The organism is Corallococcus sp. bb12-1 (genome assembly GCF_026626765.1).
In the GTDB taxonomy this organism is placed as follows: Bacteria; Myxococcota; Myxococcia; order Myxococcales; family Myxococcaceae; genus Corallococcus; species Corallococcus terminator.
Genome location: NZ_JAPNJZ010000012.1, coordinates 140,197 through 156,798, shown reverse-complemented (window position 1 = coordinate 156,798; position 16,602 = coordinate 140,197). Strand labels below are relative to the sequence as shown.

The window sequence follows — 16,602 nt, the reverse complement described above, 5'->3', positions numbered from 1 at the left end:
CCAGGGCAGGGTTCAGGACATTTCCGCCGACAAAAGCCCCACCGGCACTCTACCGGCGGAAGGCAGCCGGGGCGGAAGCCGTTATGAACGGGACCATGGCCGACCCCAGTCCCCGTCCACCGAGCCCGCCGAATGCCGTGCCGCCCTCGCTCGCCCGCGTGGCCTTCCACGCCGTGGCCGCCGGGCTCACCCCGCTCATCCCCGTGCCCTTCCTGGACGACTACGCCCTGCGCCAGGTGCGCGAGCAGGCCGTGCGCGACCAGCTCAAGGAGAAGGGCCTCAAGGCCCCGGACAAGGCCGTGGAGCTGCTGGCCGGCTCCCATGAGGCCCGCGGGCTGGGCGGACGGCTCCTGTCCTATCTGAAGGCCGTGGCCCTCTTCCCGGTGCGCAAGGTGTTCCGCAAGGTCTTCTTCGTCCTCTGGGTGAAGGACTGCGTGGACCTCACCTCCGTGTGCCTGCATCACGGCTACCTCCTGCAGCACGCCCTGGAGCGCGGCGACCTGGACGCCGCCTCCCTCCAGGGGGATGCGCCCCGGAAGGTGCAGGCCGCCATCGTCGCCGCCTGCCAGGAAGTGGATGCCCGCCCCATCAACCAGGCCCTGCGCCGGCTCTTTCGGAGCAGCCGGCTCCTGATGGCGGAGGCCACCCGCGCCCTGTTGGATCCGAAGAAGGGCCCCCGAGTGCCCGACCGCGAAAACGAGAGCGAGGAGCTGAAGTCCCTCACCGACCGGCTCCTCCGGGAGCTGTGGGAGGAGCGCGGCTACTTCACCGCGCTGGAGGGCCACTACGAGCGCCACCTCCAGAGCAACCTGAAGCCCGCCGGCCCCTGACGTCAGGGCGCCGTGGCGGTGGCTTCGGGGGCGCGGATGCGCTGGGAGAAGTCGTCCTGCCCCTGCGCCGCCAGGGCGCGCGCGTTGATGTGGTAGCGCGCGCGGACCTGCTCCAGCGGAACGTCCGTGTCGATGATGCCCAGCTCGTACGCCAGCTCATCCGCGAACGCGGGCATCAGCGTGCGGTGGTCGTACGGCACGCTCTTCGTGGCCACCTTCTCGAAGTGGCGCACCAGGTTGGTGGTGCAGTTGCTGGTGAGCGTGTCGTAGAACTCCGGCGCCGTTTTCAGCCCGTTCATCCGCTGCACCATGTCCAGGAAGAACGCGGTGACGCGCTCCTTCGACGCCTGCACCGGATACAGATACACGGTGTCGTGCCGGTGGTTGGAGCGCAGTTGGATGAGGTCCCGCTCGTCGCCCACGACGTACGCCAGCTCGAAGCGGCGGAACAGGCCGCCCACCGCGGAGAACGTCTCCCCCTTCTCCCGCCGCACCTCCACGGAGAACACCACGTGGCGGCCGTCCTGGAAGCTGAAGGACACCATCGTGTGCGCCGCGCCGTAGAACCCGGAGAAGGGCTCCACGATGAACGACGCCCCGGTGAGCGCGTCCGTGTCGTAGGTGGCCGTGTACCAGGCCGGCTCCCAGTCCGTGGTGCTGCGGTAGCGGAAGTCGCGCACCTCGTGGAGCGTCACCTGCGTGCCCGCGATTTCAGCCCACGGCGCGCGCGCCAGGTCCGGCGCCCAGTCGCGTGAATTGGAGGGCTGTTCGGTGCGCACCCAGCCATACACGGCCGCGCAGCCCGCCAGCACCACCGCCACACCCCAGCGGCGCGAACGCCACCGCCACGCGGCCACCGCCGCGCCCACCAGGAGCACCGCCAGCAGGGCGCGGCCCGGATGCGCCCCTTCCGGTCCCGCCCCCGTGAGGGCCAGGGCCAGCCCAGCCCAGGCGCCTCCCACGAGAAGCAGGACGCCCGCGATGCCGTTCTTCAAGAAGCGCATGCGGCCGAGTATCCGTGGCCCGGACCCCGGGTGTCACCCTCCCGGATTCCGGGTGAGCCCCCGGCGGGCGAGCGGGCACGTCCCCCCCACCGCTACAGGTCGCGTGAAACATGACCGCACACGACCTTGACCGCTTTTCCCCGTGTGTGCGACGACAGGGGTCCCCTGGAGGAGTCACCCCATGAGCGACGAGCGCGAAGACACGACCATCTACAAGGTCGTCGTGAACCACGAAGAGCAGTACTCCATCTGGCCGGCCGACCGCGAGAATGCGCTGGGCTGGAAGGACGCGGGCAAGCAGGGCCTGAAGGCCGAGTGCCTGGAGTACATCAAGGAGGTCTGGACGGACATGCGTCCCCTGAGCCTCCGCAAGAAGATGGAAGAAGCGGCCCGCAAGAACTGAAGGCCGCGTCGGTCCGGATGCCGTGCTCCCTCCCCGTTTCGCGGGGAGGGCGGCCGTCCCTCTACAGTAAAGCCTAGAGGTCCGGCGGAGGCCTGACGCCCAGATGGCAGGCGCGCAGGGCAAGCTGGGTGCGATTCTCCGCCCCAAGCTTGCGGTAGAGCTGCGTGACGTGTGACTTCACGGTGCGTTCGGCGATCTGCAGGTGGGCTGCGATCTTCAAGTTGTCCGCGCCTCCCGCCACGTACGCGAGCACCTCGCGCTCCCGCTGCGTGAGCAGCAGCAGCACGCTCGCCGTGGGTGACGTCACCGGCGGATGCTCGAAGTCATTGCGCAGCAGTTGCACCGGGAAGAGGCGCTCGCCCCTCACCAGTGACTGGACCGCGGAAGAGACGGCGTTGACGCCCAGACCCGCGCGGAAGAGGTAGCCCGAGGCCCCCTCGTCGAAGCACTGGGAGATGACCTCCGGCGTGCTCACCGCGGACAGAAGCAGCATGCGGACTTCCAGCCTGCGCTTGCGGGCTTCGCGCAGCAGGTTGAGCCCTTCCGTCACGGAGCAACCAATGGCGGCTTCGCCATCACTCTCCACATCCAGAATGGCCACCTGCGGCGGATCCGTGCCAAGCCCATCCAGGAAGCCGCGCACGTCGCGCGTCACCGAAGTGGAATGACCCTCACCCCGAAGCCCATCGGAAAGGCCCTGCCAGGCCGCCCACGGTCCTTCGAGAATCGAAATACGAACTGCGGATTGATTCGCTGCCATGCGATGGCCCCCCAGCCGTCGTGGCGAATTGCATTCAAGACTACCTGTCGACTTCCTTCTGCCCCGGAGTCGGTGGAACCGCGGCGGAACTTCCGCCAGTGCTGAGCGTGCGAGAACCGCGCTTCAACTCCATCCGGGGGTCTTGCCAGTGCTGCCCTGCGGACTGCGCTTGCGACTGCCGAACTGACCCCGAAGGGCCGTTCCTCCTTTTTCGTTTCAGGCAATTCCAGCCAACCAAGACCCTAACACCATCCGCCGTCACATGCGAACCGGCTCTGTCGGGACTGTCAATTGCGCACGAGTTGAGCCGAAATCCAGGGCCTCGTCCGTCAGGTCGTGATCGCTGTCCTGTCCGGGACACGCATTTGCGTCCACCATCCGATGTTTCGCACGCTGTTTCGGCTCCGGGGTGTTGGCGGAACACACTGCGACGAGCGCGCGACCTGGACGCAGATGCGCGTATGCTGTGCGTCCTGCGCGCATGACTCCCTCCGCCCCCGCACCCCATGTCGACGTGGCCACGCCCGAACGCGTGTCCCTGTCCCTGCCCGTGGCCGGCATCGGCTACCGCTGTCTTGCGTGGCTGGTGGACGCAAGCCTGCTGTTCTTCTTCTGGGTGGCGCTCTACTTCGTCATCACGCTGCTGGTGTCCGACGTGCTGGGTGCGCTCCAGGCGCTGTCGGGCCTGGTCCAGACGCTGCTCGCGGTGGGGCTCTTCGCCACGCAATGGCTGTACTGGACGCTGGCGGAGGTCTTCTTCCATGGACAGACACCGGGCAAACGCGCGTTGAGGATTCGCGTGGTGCGCGAGGATGGCTCACCGGTGGGCTTCTTCGAAAGCGCCGTGCGCAACCTGTGCCGTGCAGTGGACTTCCTGCCGGTGCTCTACGCCACCGGTTGCATCACCATGCTGCTGGACCGCCAGCACCGCCGGTTGGGAGACCTGCTCGCGGGCACGGTGCTGATTCGCGAGGAGGCCATCGACCTGGACAAGTACACCCAGGCGCCCGCCGCGACGTCCGAACCCGCGCGCGAGTCCGCGGGCGTGCAGCGGCCGCTGGGCGCGGAGGATGTGGAGCTGGTGCTGGCCTTCCTGTCGCGCGCGCCCGGCCTGGAGAAGGACGTGCGCCAGCGGCTGGGAGCGCGGCTGGTGGACCGGGTGGGCGCGGGGCTGGCGGACGAGGAGCGGGCGAAGGTGCTTCAGTCCCCCGAGGCCACGGAGGCCTTCCTGCGCACGCGCGCGCGGGCGGCCCACTGACATGGCGCTGCCCCTCCCCACCTTCGTCTCCCAGCGCCGCCCGGACTGGGACGCGCTCCAGGCCCTGCTGACGCGCCAGCGCTCCGGCCGGCTGCACCTGGAGGAGCTGCGCAAGCTGGACACGCTGTACCGGCGCGCGGCGGCGGACCTGGCGCGGGCGCAGACGTTCTACCCGGGCACGGACGCGCACCGCTTCCTCAACCAGCTCTGCGGACAGGCCTATGGCGCCATCTACCAGCCGCCCCGCGAGCGCTGGGCTTCGACGCGCGACTTCTTCCGGCGCGACTTCCCGGCCACGCTTCGCCGCGAAGCGCGCTTCGTGGGCGTGAGCGCGGGCCTGCTCGTGCTGGGATTGGTGCTGGGCGCGCTGGTGGTGCTGCTGGAGCCACGCGGCGCGGAGCTGCTGGTGCCGGAGGGCGTGCGGCGCTACGTGGCCCAGGGGCGCATGTGGACGGATGACGTGTTGTCGGTGGCGCCGCCCAACGCGGTGGCCTCCGGCATCGCCACCAACAACCTCACCGTCACGCTGTTCGCGTTCGCGTCCGGCATCCTGCTGGGCGTGGGGCCCATCTTCACGATGGTGAACAACGGCGTGCTCATTGGCGCGGTGGGCGCGCTGTGCTTCCGCGAGGGCATGGCGGTGGGCTTCCTGGACTTCATCGCCGCGCACGGGCCGGTGGAGCTGTCCATCATCGCCATCTCCGGCGGAGCAGGCCTGATGGTGGGCCAGGCGCTCATCGACCCGGGAGAGCTGCCCCGGGCGCAGGCGCTCCAGGCGCGGGGCCGCGAGGCGGTGAAGCTGGTGGTGGGCTGCGCGCCCTTCCTCGCCGGCATCGGCGTGGTGGAGGGCTTCATCTCCCCGGGCTCCTTCTTCCCCACCTGGACCAAGGTGGGGCTGGGCCTGTCATTGGGAGCGCTCTTCTGGTTCTACCTGTTGCGCGCAGGCAGGACGGACGCCGGCGTCACGCGCGTGGAGGTGCCGGAGGACAGCGCCTCCAGCCGCTTGCGCTGACGGTGCTTGAGGATGCGCTCATAGGCCGCGTTGAGCTCCCGCATCTGCTCCGCGGAGCCGCCCCGGTCCGGGTGCCGCTCCATGGCCAGCGCGTGGAAGCGCGCGCGCACCACGTCCGGCGCATCCAACGGGGAGACGCCCATCGTCTGGTACGGGCACTGCTCCTGGACGGCGCTGAGCCACTTGTCCAGGCGGTCCTTCACCTCCACGAAGCGCGCGTCCGCGTCCGCGGTGTCCTTCACCGGGTGCGTGCGCATCTTCGCGTCCGCGCGGAACACCTCGCTGTAGGTGCTGGACACCCAGCGGTGGCATGAGCCACACCGGTAGTACTTCACCCGGTTCCCGGGCTGAAGGGTCATCATGACGCCGCAGTGGGTGCACTCCACTTCGACGTTCTCCAGCGTCTGCCAGCTCGCGACCGCCGCACCCATGATGTCTTCGCTCTCCGTTTCGCAACACGCCTGTAGCAGCGACAACCTCCCACGTCCGACGATCCCGTCAAGAAAATGTCGTCACCGACCCAGGGGGGTGCGCCGCCCCGCTGCCGGGATGTCGGGATTCGGGTAGAACACGGGGCATGCGTCCGCTCCTCGCCGCCGCCCTGCTGCTGACCGCCGTCGCGCACGCCCAGGCACCGTCCCGGGCTCCCCTGAAACCCGGTTCGGAGAAGCCAGCGGCGGAGAAGGCCGTGGCCTCCAGGCCTGCGACCGTGGACGCGAGCAGCCCCGACGCGGCCCTCCTCCGGGGCCTGCTGTGGGCCGCGGAGCCCGCGCCGGAGGAGATCCGGACGCTCGCCATCGATGACCTGGCGCTGTTGGGAGATGCCCGAGCCCTGGACCCGCTGGCCGCGCTCATCTGGGATCCCAACCCGCGCATCCAGCAGGCGGCGCTGCGCGCGGTGGCGCTCTTCCAGCACCGACGGGCGGAGGAGATTCTCGGCAACGTCGTGCGCCACCCGCGCCTGCCGGATGCCCTGAAGATCCAGGCGCTGGGGGGACTGCTCTACCAGCGCACCCCCACCGCCCGCCGCTCCGTGCAGGACGTGGCCGCCGACAGCCGCGTGGGCTACGCGGTGCAGAACGCCGCGCGCTCCGTGGCGGCGCAGTGGGACGCCCCCGGGGCCGCGGCGCCCTGAAACACGCCTGCCTGCCCGCCTGCCCTGCCCCGAGGGGGCCCGGGCCGATTCCTGGAGTGCGCGCGTGTATGGGTTAGACTGGCGCGCATGAAGATCACCCCGCTCGACATCCGGCAGAAGCGCTTCGAGACGGTGATGCGCGGCTTCGCGCGTCCCGAAGTGAGCGCGTACCTGGAGCTGATCGCCGGCGAGTTCGAGGAGGTGGTGAAGGAGAACATCGCGCTCAAGGAGGAGCTGAAGCGCACGCAGCACAAGCTGGAAACACATCAGGAGCGCGAGCGCACCCTCCAGGAGACGATGGTCACCGCGCAGCGCATCAGCGAGGACCTGAAGGACGCCGCGAAGAAGGAAGCGGAGATCATCATCGCGGACGCGGAGCACCAGGCGGAGAAGATCGTCCACGGTGCCCACCAGCGACTGGTGCAGGTGGTGGAAGACATCAACGAGTTGAAGCGCCAGCGCACCCAGTTCGAATCCCAGGTGCGCTCCGTGGTGGAGGCCCACCGCAAGCTGTTGGAGACCTTCGCCGCGCCCTCCTTCGCGGACCGCGACTACGCGCGTGTGGAAGACAACGTCGCGTTCCTGTCCCAGAAGAAGGCCACGTCCAACGACTAGCGCTCCATGCCCGCCCCCTGGCTCAAAGCCGTGCCGGAGGGCGTGGAGCTGACGGTGCTCGTCCAACCCCGTGCGTCCCGCACGAAGGTGGTGGGCGAACACGATGGCCAGCTGAAGATTCAACTCGCGGCCCCGCCGGTGGATGGCGAAGCAAATGCCGCCCTGGTGGAATTCATCGCCAAGAAGCTGGGTGTGCCCAAGCGGCAGGTGACCCTCACCGCCGGTGACACGTCGCGCCGTAAGCGATTGAAGGTGCAGGGGGTTGATGCGGCGGCGGTGGAGGCTGTTATCTCTGGTGGACCGTGAGGCCACGCATGCTCCGCCTGTTCGCAATCCTGATGATGCTGCTGGCCTCGCCCCGGGTGTTCGCGCAGGAGGAGGGGCCGCGCGGAATCCATGCCCAGGAGGCCGTCATCACCGACGCCGCGCTCGTGCCCCATGCCCGGCCGGAGCTGGCCACCGGCGAGGTGCGCACGAAGCGCTTCATCATCGTCCACACCGCGAAGGCGGCAGGCGCGGCCCGGGCGCTGGCCCAGCAGATTGAAGGCGTGCGTGACGGCTTCGGCGCGATGCTCGGGCGCGACTGGCCGGGCACCACCGAAATCCGCCTGGGTGTCGGCCGTCAGGAGTTCGAGGCCCTGGCCCTCCCCGGCGGCAAGCCCCCGGGCTGGGCGGTGGCGCTCGCCTACCCCGGCCATCAAATCATCCTCCTGGACGCGCTGAGCCTGAGCGACACGGAAGGCCCCACCACCCTGCGGCACGAGCTGGCGCACGTGGCGCTGGGACAATTGGCGAAGGAGTGGCCGCGCTGGTTCCAGGAGGGCGTGGCGCAGAACCTCACCGACGAGCGCTACTCCGTCGCCCACTACTCCGCCCTCTTCCGCGCCGTGACGCAGGAGCGCGTCTTCCACTTCGAGGACCTGTCCGAGGACTGGCCTGATGTGCCCTCGGACGTGGAGATTGCCTACGCGCAGAGCGCCGCCTTCGTGGCCTTCCTCACCGGGAAGCACGGGCCCCAGGCCATGGGCCTGCTGGTGGACGGCGTGCGCGCGGGGGAGCCCTTCGAACAGGCCTTCGGCAAGGCGTTCCGCACCTCGCTGCTCCTGGAGGAGCAGGACTGGCGCGAGGGGCTCGCGGCCCGGTACGGCTGGCTGCCGCTCACCACCAGCTCCGCGCTCCTGTGGCTGGCCGCCTCCGCCCTGTGCGTGGCCGCCTTCGCGCGCCGGATGTGGCAGAAGTCCGCGCGGATGACGGAGCTGGCCGCCGAGGACGCCGCGGAAGACGCCGCGCTGCGCCTGCTCGCCGCGGCCCGCGCCGCCGGGCCGCTGTCCCCGGACGGCTCCGAAGCCCTGTCGCCCTCCGCCCTCACCTGGCCGGAGTGGCCCGGCGCCACCCCCACACCCGGTGTGCCGGGCCCGGTCGCCCCCTCGCAACCCGAAGCCCTGGAGGGAGCCCCGGAAGCCCTGGAGTCCGGCGCTGGAGGGCCCGAAGCCTCCGAGGCCCTGGAGCCAGGCGACGAGGAACCGGAGTCGCAGAGCGGCGAGCACGAGGTGGATGCCGAGCACCCGGCAGGCCGCCCGCCCAAGCCAACGCTCCACTGACGGGCGCGTTCCTGCCCAGGTAGGGAAGGAACTTCCCCTGGCCTCCCTGCTTTCAACACCGGCCCCGTAGGATTTACGCCTTCCGGCGACCCTTCAGGGCAGGGGGATCGCCCAAAGAGCTGGATTCATTGGGCACTGGCACACGTCTGGCGTTGGCAAAGCCCTTGCTATGTCTCTGTTCGCGATGCGGACGACAACGGACATGGCGGCGGAGCGGGGACGGAAGAAGGCGGGGGCGGCCCGGGTCTTCAGCAGGCAGCCGGAGCGGATCGCGGCGCTGTGGCGCCGGATGCGGCTGGCGGCGCACGAGGGCCAGGGCGTTCCGGGCCCCAGCCTGCTGGACGGACTGGTGGAGCCGTTCGTCCGCGAACTGGGACTGACGCTGGAGGGCGCGGAGTCGAGCCCCTGGAGTCGCACCCGCGCGGTGCTGCGTCTGGCGCCGGAGCGTGGCGCGCGGGCCCTGCACGACGAGTTCTCACTGCTGCGGCGGTGTCTGGTGGACGCCCTGGAAGTCCTGGGCGGCGGAGACGCGGAGCGCCAGCGCATCCACCGCGCGGTGGACGAGGCCGTGGACAGCGCGGTGGCGCTGCTGCAGCGGCTGGCGGACCCGAAGGCGGATGGGCCTCGGGTGCCCTTCGGCGGGTTGGTGGTGGAGTACTTCGAGCGGCCGTCCCACGCGCGCCGGGCCCCGGCGGGCCGTCGCGACGAGCGGTCCGCGATGCACTGAGCCGAAGAGGGCTCTGACTTTTGTAGCAACGGTTTGCCGATCCGTCCGGCTTGACGCTTCTCCCCACAAGGGAGGGTCCGGGGGCTGGCGGGAGGGTGCGCTGTCGTGGATGGGGGTCCGCGACGCGCCTTGGGGAGCGTGTTCCTGCTCGGGGGAGCGGTGAGCGCGCGCACAGGTTCGAACGCTGGAACGCGTGGATGGGGGTCCGCGCGCTCCGCCGGTCGGACGGATCGGCATGTTTTGTCGGGGGAGTTGTCTAGGGACGTGTCGGGAGGAATGGGGACCGAGAAGATGCGGGAGGGCGCCTACGGGGGTGGGCGCTTCTTCCGCTCTCTTGGAGACGCGGGAGAGCGCCTACGGGGGTGGGCGCTTCTCCCGCTCTTTTTTTGTCCGCGGACTAGTGAGCGTCCGCCCAACTTCGGCCCGCGCCCACGTCCACCTTGAGCGGCACCTTCAGTTCGGCGACGGCGGCCATGCACCGCACGGCCAGCGCCTTCACCGCCTCCACTTCCGCGTCTGGCGTTTCGATGAGCAGTTCGTCGTGCACCTGGAGCAGCACGCGCGCCTTCAGCTTCTCCTGCCGCAGCGCCGCGTCCACCGCCAGCATCGCCTTCTTCATCAGGTCCGCGGCGGTGCCTTGAATCGGCATGTTGATGGCGGCGCGCTCGGCGGCCTGGGCCACGCCCCGGTTCTTGGAGAGCAGGTCACCCATCAGCCGGCGGCGGCCGTAGAGCGTCTCCACGTAGCCCACCTTGCGCGCCTTCTCCACGGTGTCCTCCAGGTACTGGCGGATGCCCGCGTACCGGGTGAAGTACCGCTCGATGACGTCGCGGGCGCGCTCCTGGGAGATGCCCAGGCGCGTGGACAGGCCGTGCGCGGACAGGCCGTACGCGATGCCGAAGTTCACCGTCTTCGCCACGCGGCGCTGCTCGCGGTCCACGTCCTTGGACTCCACGCCGAAGATCTCCGCCGCCGTGCGGCTGTGGACGTCCTCGTCGTCGAGGAAGGCCTGGATGAGCACCGGGTCCTCGGCGATGTGGGCCAGCAGGCGCAGCTCCACCTGCGAATAGTCCGCGCTGACCAACTGGTGGCCCGCCTCCGCCACGAAGGCGCGGCGGATCTCCCGGCCCACCTCGGTGCGGATGGGGATGTTCTGGAGGTTGGGGTCGGACGACGACAGCCGGCCCGTGGCCGTGGCCGCCTGGTGGTACGTCGTGTGGATGCGCCCGTCCTTCGCGACGAGCGACGGCAGCGTGTCCAGGTACGTGCTCTTGAGCTTCGACAGGCCCCGGTACTCGATGAGCGCACGCGCGAGCACGCTGCCGTGCTCCTCCGCCAGCTTCTCCAGCACTTCCTGATCCGTGGAGGGGCCCGTCTTGCCGCGCTTCAAGATGGGCAGCTTCTGCTCTTCGTAGAGCACCTGCGCCAGCTGCGGGTTGGAGCCCAGGTTGAAGACGTGGCCCGCAGCCGCGTGGCACTCGGCCTCCTTCGTCTTCACCTCCACGTCCACGCGCTCGGAGATGCGCCCCAGCTCGTTCACGTCCAGCTTGACGCCCTCGCGCTCCATGCGAGCCAGGATGGGCAGGAGCGGCAGCTCCAGCGTGCGCGCCAGCTCCGCGAGCCCGCCCAGCTCCAGCTCCTTCCACAGCTCCGGCGCCAGCCGTCGCGCCGCGTCCGCGCGCACCGCGTACGCCGCGGCCACCTCCTCCGGCCCGTGGTCCGACAGCGCCCTGCCCTTCTTGCCCTCCACCGACGCCGGCAGCGCGGGCAATTCCGAGCGCAGCCGCTCCCGCGCCAGGTCCGCCAGCGCGTGCTCGCGGCGCGACGGGTTGAGCAGGTAGCTCAAGAGCTCCACGTCGTCGTGCGCGCCCTCCAGCGTCAGGCCTTCGTTGGCCAGCACCAGTGTGAGCGCCTTGAGATCATGCCCGCCCTTCTTCACCCCGGCATCCGCGAGCAGGTCCTTCACCCCCGCCACGAACGCGGGCACCGGCACCTGGGAGGCTCCCAGTTGCTGGTGCCGCAGGGGCACATAGCGCGTGGTGCCATCCGGCAGCGCCACGCCCAGGCCCACGAGGGACGCCGCGAAGGGCATGCCTTCGAAGGCGGGGACGAGCGTGATGGCCCCGGCCGCGCGCGCCGCGTCCACCAGCGTCTGGAGCTCCGTCTCGGTGGTGACCAGCGAGGTGGTGGCGACGAGCGGCGCCACGTCCGGACGCGGCGACTCCTCCGCCGGCAGGTCGCGCAAGAGGGCGAAGAACTCCAGCTCCGTGAACAGATCCCTCGCACGCGTGCCGTCCGGGGCCTTGCGCACCAGCGCGTCCATCGACACGCCCAGGGGCAGCGTGGTGTTGAACGTCACCAGTTGCTTGGCGCGCGCCAGGCTCTCGCGGTGGGACTCCAGCGCGGCGCGGATCTTCGGCTTCTTCACTTCCTCCAGCCGTGACAGGAGCGTCTCCACGTCGCCAAACTGGTGCAGCAGCTCCACCGCCGTCTTGTCGCCCACGCCGGGCACCTTGGCGACGTTGTCCACCGCGTCGCCCACCAGGGCCAGGAAGTCGCGCACCTGCCGGGGTAGGATGCCCAGCTTCTCCTGCACGTCCGCGATGCCCATGCGCTTGTTCTTCTGGGGGTCGAAGAGGGTGATGTCCTCGTCGACGATCTGCATGAAGTCCTTGTCGCTGGTGACGATGAGGACCTGGAAGCCCTCGGCCTTGGCCTGCATCGCCAGCGTGCCGATGACGTCGTCCGCCTCCCAGCCCTCCGCGTCCAGCGAGGCCAGGTTGAGCACGTCGCCCACCTTGCGGATGAGCGGGAACTGCGGCACCAGGTCTTCCGGCGGCGCCTTGCGGTTCGCCTTGTACTGCGGGTCGATCTTCTGGCGCTCCACGCGGCCCGACTTGTCGAACGCCAGGGCCACGTGCGTGGGCTTCAGATCCTGCAGGGCCTTGAGCACCATGCGGGTGAAGCCCAACACCGCGTTGGTGGGCACCCCCTTGCTCGTCGTGAGCGGGGGGATGGCGTGGTAGGCGCGGAAGATGAAGCCAGAGGCGTCGAAGAGGGCCAGGCGGCGCTCGGAGCGCGGGGGGCTGGTGTCGGCCATCCCCCGTCCCTAGCGCGGCTCCAGCCCTCTGTCCACGAAGCCCCTCACCGGCACTTCAGCTCCTGCTTCTTCGCCGCCACCAGCTCCGCGATGCCGTCACCCGGCACCGCGTAGTCCTCCGCGGCGCCCAGGTCCGAACAGCCGGACGCATCGTTCAGCACCTGCTGCGCCAGCGTCGAGCAGAAGGCCACCGTGCGGTTCAGGTCCGTGTTGCCCTTGTAGAAGTCGAAGCCCAGCTTCCAGATGCGGCAGCCGCGGCGCCGATCCTCGCGATCCGCGAAGTGCTTGCCGCGAAGGAACGCCGCCTGCGCCATGTCCTGGAAGATGTTCTTCCGGTAGAACGACAGGTGCGTCTCCGCCAGCTCGCCCATCAGACGCTTGTCCGTCGCCAGCGCCTCCTTGAAGGGCGCCACCGCCTTCTCGGGATCCTCCCGTGAAAGCGCGCTCTCGCCCGTCTTGAAGAGCTGGTCCACGTTGGACACGTCCCGCATCAGCTCGTCCGCCGGGGCGTGGTACTGCGCCGAGTCCACCTTCGAGCGCAGCTTCTGCAACGTGGCCAGCGCTTCGCTGCCGCGGCCCGCCCAGTAGTCCATCATCGCCGCCTGCATCAGCTTCGCGCTGTAGCGGCTGTTCATCATGGCGCGCACTTCGCTGGCCTGATCCGGCCCCGACTCGTCCGCCGCCAGGATGTCCGACACCGGGCACGTCCACGGCGCCGCATTGCGGTCCAGCTTGTTCCGGGCCACCAGGAACTTCACGAACATGGCGTCCTTGGGGCGCCACTCGTTGCGGCGCAGGCCGCCCTCCAGGCGGAGCGTCTGTCCCAGCGGCGGCGACAGGTCCTCGCGGTTCTGCTTCTGGCACCACACTTCCATGTAGTCCTGGCAGCGAGGCACCGCGGCGCTCCACTGCGAGTTGCCCAGGTAGCGCTTGCAGTCGTCCTTCGCGCGCGACACGAAGCGGTCCGCGGACTCGCGCGCCTTCGCCTTGGCGCGGCGGAAGTATTCGCTCTCCTTCGGAATCTTGCGCAGCGCGACGAGGGCCTCCTTCTCGCGGTTGAGCTCGACGGACTTCTTCGCGAACTCGAAGTTCTCGAAGGCCTCCTTCTCCAGTTTGATGCGCCGGATGAGGGTGTTCGCCTCCGCGTTGATGGGGTCCTGGTCGAGCGCCTTCTCACAGGCACCCTCGGCCCGGCTCCAGTCCGGCTGCCCCATCTCGTTGGACGCGTAGGAGCGACACTCGCTGAGCAGCTCCTGCACCTCCGACGCGGGATCCAACGCCGCGGTCTGGGTGGCCGCCGTCGTCTTCGGAGCGGTCGTGATGCCGGACACCTTCACGACGGCCACCACCGCCAGGAGCGCCATCGCGCCACCGGCGACCACCAGCAGGTTGCGCCGGCCGTTGGCTGCCTCGGGTTCGCCCCGGCCGCCCCGCCGCGCCGGAATGCCCGCGCCCGGACGCCGCGCGGGCATGTCGGCCGTCTCGTAGGCCATCTCCACCACGCCGAACTGGAGGACGTCACCGGCCTGGAGGTCGACGAACTCCTGCCCCAGCAGCTCGCCGTTGAGCAGCGTGCCGTTGGCGCTGCCCAGGTCGCGGGCCCGCACGACGTTGCCCGCGCGTTCGACCTCCGCGTGCTTGCGGCTCACCGAGTCGTCGTCGAGCATCACCACCGCCGGCGGCGCCCGGCCCACCAGCACCATTCCGCTGAGGGGGTAGGACTTGCCGGCCCACGGCCCCGTCATCCCCTTGAGCACCGGGCCCGACCCTGGCGTCGCGGGCGCGCTCATGGCCCGCGAGGGCCGCTTCGCCAGCGCCGAGCCAGGAGGCTTCGCCGCCCCGTTCGCCGTGGCCTTGGCGCGGATGCTGGGCATCGCGCGCGTGCCCCGCACTGGCACGTCCGCGAGCGCCGGAGGCTCTTCGTTCACCGCGGTGTCCACCGTGGCCTTGCGCCCGCTGGAGCGCTTCGCGCCGCCCTTGAGCTTCAGCTCGTAGTCGCCCAGCAACACCTGGGAGCCGGGCATCAACGCCGTGGGGCCGTCGATGCGCTGTCCGTCGATGAAGGTGCCGTTCTGGCTGCCGCCATCCTCGACGTAGACGGTGCCGCCCTCCACGTAGACGCGCGCGTGCTGCCGCGACACGCCCCCTTCCGTGAGGACGAGGTCATTGCCCTGCTGGCGGCCGATCTTCAGCTCGCCAGCGATTTCGTGCTCGTGCTCAGTGCCGTCAGGGTGACGGACGACCAGGATTGCCATGGGCGCGTCAGTCCTCGCGGAAGATGCTCATGTTCACCGGAAGGCCCTTGCGCTGAAGTTCGTCATAGAACTTCGGCACGAAGCCCGAAGCCACGTAGCGCCCGCGCACCTTGTGGTCTTCGGTGAAGCCGTCCTGCTTGTAATAGAAGATGTCCTGCAGGGTCACGATGTCGACCTCCATGCCGGACACCTCCGTGATGTAGCAAATCTTGCGAGACCCGTCGGAGAAGCGCGTCTGCTGCACGATGAGGTGCACGGCGCTGGCGATCTGCTCGCGGATGGCCTTCACCGGCAGCTCCATGCCGGACATGAGCACCATCGTCTCCAGCCGCGCGATGGCGTCACGCGGCGTGTTCGCGTGCAGCGTGGTGAGCGAACCGTCGTGGCCGGTGTTCATCGCCTGGAGCATGTCCAGCGTCTCGCCGGAGCGGCACTCACCCACGACGATGCGGTCGGGCCGCATGCGCAGGCAGTTCTTCACCAGCTCGCGGATGGTGATGGCGCCCTTGCCTTCCAGGTTGGGCGGACGGCTTTCCAACTGCACCCAGTGGTCCTGCGGGAGCTGCAGCTCCGCGGCGTCCTCCACCGTGATGATGCGCTCGCCCTCCGGGATGAACGAGCTGATGATGTTCAGCGTCGTCGTCTTGCCGGAGCCGGTGCCGCCGGAGATGACGATGTTGCGACGCGCCGTCACGCACATCTCCAGGAACTCGGCCATCTGCGCGGTGACGGTCTTGTACTTGATGAGATCCTGGATCTTCAGCGCGTCCTTCTTGAACTTGCGGATCGTGATGCAGGGGCCCTTGAGGGCCAGCGGCGGGATGATGGCGTTGACGCGGCTGCCGTCCTTGAGGCGCGCGTCCACCAGGGGGCTGGATTCGTCGATGCGCCGGCCGATGGGCGCCACGATGCGCTCGATGACGCCGAGCACCGCCTGGTTGGAGGAGAAGGTCTTCTCCGACAGCGTCAGCTTGCCCCGCTTCTCGATGTAGATCTGGTTGGCGTGGTTCACCATGATCTCGCTGATCTCTTCCGACGCGAGGAACGCTTCGAGGGGCCCCAGGCCCAGCGCCTCGTTGATGACGTCGGTGAGCAGCTCTTCGCGGTCCACGTCCGTGGGAAGCTCTCCGTCCGCTTCCATCTGGTCGATGATGTCGCGGATGGCCTTCTCGGTGCGGCGCCACAGCTCCTCGTCCCCGAGCCGGTCCATGTCCATGCGACGCAGGTCCAGGTACTCGATGAGCCGGTCGTGGATCTCCTTCTGGAGGCGCGAGTAGCGCTCCAGCTTCGGGTCCACCTTCTTCTTGTTCTTCGCCATGGCCGCGGCCATGGACGCGGGCATGCGGCTGGGCGCGGCGGGAGCCGGAGCCTCCTCCTCTTCGTAGGGCTCCTCCTCCTCGTAGGCCTCTTCCTCCTCGTAGGCCTCCTCGCCCTGCTCCTCGTCGTACGCCTCTTCGCCCTGCGCGTCGTCCTGCGGCGCGTCCTCCAGCGCTTCGACGTTGAGGATGTAGTCCCCGATGGAGACCTGATCCGTGGGCTTCAGCACCATGGGCCCGGCAATCTTCTTGCCGTTCACGAAGGTGCCGTTCGTGGACTTCATGTCCACGATGATGAAGCGTCCGTCCTTCTCGACGATGCGGGAGTGGTACTTGGAGACATTCCCCTTGCCGAGGACGATGTCATTGCCGGCGAGCCGGCCAATGGTGACCTCGTTCTTGGGGTATTCCCGCTGCTCCGTCCCGCCGCCCTTCTCCGCCAGGGTGATGAGAAACATGGGTCGGGATGCTACCAAGCCCTCCTGCGTCCTCAAAGGCTCCTGCGCACGCGCTCGCCTGCCCGCAAGCTCTCGGGCCGGCACCCTCCCCCCTCTTGGGAGGGGAGCGGGGCCGGCCCGGGGGTCGG

The 16,602-nt window shown here is 69.3% G+C and carries 15 protein-coding genes; 9 read left to right on the top strand and 6 right to left on the bottom strand.

All coding sequences use genetic code 11. The annotated features are described in order from the left end of the window. The first annotated feature begins 95 nt into the window (after positions 1-95). Entirely contained in the window at positions 96-830 is a 735-nt protein-coding gene (locus tag OV208_RS16155; RefSeq protein ID WP_267574723.1) for a hypothetical protein, read from the top strand. 2 nt (positions 831-832) lie between these two features. Here the strand turns inward: OV208_RS16155 and OV208_RS16150 are convergent, their stop codons facing one another. Next, positions 833-1,834 carry a DUF4105 domain-containing protein gene (locus OV208_RS16150; RefSeq protein ID WP_267574722.1) on the bottom strand — a complete coding sequence of 334 codons (1,002 nt, stop codon included), beginning with the start codon at positions 1,832-1,834 and terminating at the stop codon, positions 833-835. A gap of 181 nt (positions 1,835-2,015) precedes the next feature. On the opposite strand from OV208_RS16150, the gene OV208_RS16145 reads away from it, so the two are divergent. After that, a complete protein-coding gene (locus OV208_RS16145; protein ID WP_120537372.1) occupies positions 2,016-2,237 on the top strand; it encodes an MbtH family protein in 222 nt (73 codons plus the stop codon). Between the two features lie 73 nt (positions 2,238-2,310). Here OV208_RS16145 and fruA read toward each other — a convergent pair whose 3' ends face one another. Beyond that, positions 2,311-2,997, bottom strand: a complete 687-nt coding sequence (fruA, locus tag OV208_RS16140) for a response regulator transcription factor FruA (RefSeq protein ID WP_120537371.1) — start codon at positions 2,995-2,997, stop codon at positions 2,311-2,313. 481 nt (positions 2,998-3,478) lie between these two features. Here fruA and OV208_RS16135 point away from each other — a divergent pair, with 481 nt between their 5' ends. After that, on the top strand, positions 3,479-4,255 hold the full coding sequence (locus OV208_RS16135; RefSeq protein WP_267574721.1) for an RDD family protein: 777 nt from the start codon (positions 3,479-3,481) through the stop codon (positions 4,253-4,255). A gap of 1 nt (position 4,256) precedes the next feature. Next, a complete protein-coding gene (locus OV208_RS16130; RefSeq protein WP_267574720.1) occupies positions 4,257-5,267 on the top strand; it encodes a stage II sporulation protein M in 1,011 nt (336 codons plus the stop codon). Here the strand turns inward: OV208_RS16130 and OV208_RS16125 are convergent. Continuing rightward, entirely contained in the window at positions 5,183-5,698 is a 516-nt protein-coding gene (locus tag OV208_RS16125) for a J domain-containing protein (RefSeq protein WP_267574719.1), read from the bottom strand. The two genes, OV208_RS16130 and OV208_RS16125, sit on opposite strands and share 85 nt — an antisense overlap. Before the next feature lie 146 nt (positions 5,699-5,844). Between OV208_RS16125 and OV208_RS16120 the strand changes: the two genes are divergently transcribed. The 5 genes from OV208_RS16120 (at position 5,845) to OV208_RS16100 (ending at position 9,345) form a co-directional block, all read left to right on the top strand. After that, positions 5,845-6,402: a HEAT repeat domain-containing protein gene (locus OV208_RS16120; protein WP_267574718.1), complete on the top strand. Its 558-nt coding sequence runs from the start codon at positions 5,845-5,847 to the stop codon at positions 6,400-6,402. Between the two features lie 87 nt (positions 6,403-6,489). Continuing rightward, entirely contained in the window at positions 6,490-7,017 is a 528-nt protein-coding gene (locus OV208_RS16115) for a DivIVA domain-containing protein (RefSeq protein WP_267574717.1), read from the top strand. 6 nt (positions 7,018-7,023) lie between these two features. Beyond that, positions 7,024-7,323 carry a DUF167 domain-containing protein gene (locus OV208_RS16110; protein WP_267574716.1) on the top strand — a complete coding sequence of 100 codons (300 nt, stop codon included), beginning with the start codon at positions 7,024-7,026 and terminating at the stop codon, positions 7,321-7,323. A gap of 8 nt (positions 7,324-7,331) precedes the next feature. Beyond that, the gene (locus OV208_RS16105) at positions 7,332-8,618 is read left to right on the top strand and encodes a peptidase MA family metallohydrolase (protein WP_267574715.1); all 1,287 of its coding nucleotides are present in this window, start codon (positions 7,332-7,334) and stop codon (positions 8,616-8,618) included. 184 nt (positions 8,619-8,802) lie between these two features. Next, positions 8,803-9,345, top strand: a complete 543-nt coding sequence (locus OV208_RS16100; RefSeq protein WP_267574714.1) for a hypothetical protein — start codon at positions 8,803-8,805, stop codon at positions 9,343-9,345. Between the two features lie 397 nt (positions 9,346-9,742). Here the strand turns inward: OV208_RS16100 and polA are convergent, their stop codons facing one another. The 3 genes from polA to OV208_RS16085 are packed head-to-tail and all read right to left on the bottom strand — an operon-like array spanning position 9,743 to position 16,474. Beyond that, the gene (gene polA / locus OV208_RS16095) at positions 9,743-12,445 is read right to left on the bottom strand and encodes a DNA polymerase I (protein ID WP_267574713.1); all 2,703 of its coding nucleotides are present in this window, start codon (positions 12,443-12,445) and stop codon (positions 9,743-9,745) included. Positions 12,446-12,489: 44 nt separating this feature from the next. Further along, positions 12,490-14,700, bottom strand: coding sequence for an FHA domain-containing protein (locus tag OV208_RS16090; protein WP_267574712.1), 2,211 nt, complete (start codon positions 14,698-14,700; stop codon positions 12,490-12,492). A 7-nt stretch (positions 14,701-14,707) separates the two neighbouring features. Then, positions 14,708-16,474: an ATPase, T2SS/T4P/T4SS family gene (locus tag OV208_RS16085; protein ID WP_267574711.1), complete on the bottom strand. Its 1,767-nt coding sequence runs from the start codon at positions 16,472-16,474 to the stop codon at positions 14,708-14,710. Positions 16,475-16,602: the final 128 nt, after the last annotated feature.

Coding starts and splice junctions, on each gene's coding strand:
- OV208_RS16155 (WP_267574723.1), top strand. CDS start 96: ATGGCCGACCCCAGTCCCCGTCCACCGAGCCCGCCGAATGCCGTGCCG.
- OV208_RS16150 (WP_267574722.1), bottom strand. CDS start 1,834: ATGCGCTTCTTGAAGAACGGCATCGCGGGCGTCCTGCTTCTCGTGGGA.
- OV208_RS16145 (WP_120537372.1), top strand. CDS start 2,016: ATGAGCGACGAGCGCGAAGACACGACCATCTACAAGGTCGTCGTGAAC.
- fruA (WP_120537371.1), bottom strand. CDS start 2,997: ATGGCAGCGAATCAATCCGCAGTTCGTATTTCGATTCTCGAAGGACCG.
- OV208_RS16135 (WP_267574721.1), top strand. CDS start 3,479: ATGACTCCCTCCGCCCCCGCACCCCATGTCGACGTGGCCACGCCCGAA.
- OV208_RS16130 (WP_267574720.1), top strand. CDS start 4,257: ATGGCGCTGCCCCTCCCCACCTTCGTCTCCCAGCGCCGCCCGGACTGG.
- OV208_RS16125 (WP_267574719.1), bottom strand. CDS start 5,698: ATGGGTGCGGCGGTCGCGAGCTGGCAGACGCTGGAGAACGTCGAAGTG.
- OV208_RS16120 (WP_267574718.1), top strand. CDS start 5,845: ATGCGTCCGCTCCTCGCCGCCGCCCTGCTGCTGACCGCCGTCGCGCAC.
- OV208_RS16115 (WP_267574717.1), top strand. CDS start 6,490: ATGAAGATCACCCCGCTCGACATCCGGCAGAAGCGCTTCGAGACGGTG.
- OV208_RS16110 (WP_267574716.1), top strand. CDS start 7,024: ATGCCCGCCCCCTGGCTCAAAGCCGTGCCGGAGGGCGTGGAGCTGACG.
- OV208_RS16105 (WP_267574715.1), top strand. CDS start 7,332: ATGCTCCGCCTGTTCGCAATCCTGATGATGCTGCTGGCCTCGCCCCGG.
- OV208_RS16100 (WP_267574714.1), top strand. CDS start 8,803: ATGCGGACGACAACGGACATGGCGGCGGAGCGGGGACGGAAGAAGGCG.
- polA (WP_267574713.1), bottom strand. CDS start 12,445: ATGGCCGACACCAGCCCCCCGCGCTCCGAGCGCCGCCTGGCCCTCTTC.
- OV208_RS16090 (WP_267574712.1), bottom strand. CDS start 14,700: ATGGCAATCCTGGTCGTCCGTCACCCTGACGGCACTGAGCACGAGCAC.
- OV208_RS16085 (WP_267574711.1), bottom strand. CDS start 16,474: ATGTTTCTCATCACCCTGGCGGAGAAGGGCGGCGGGACGGAGCAGCGG.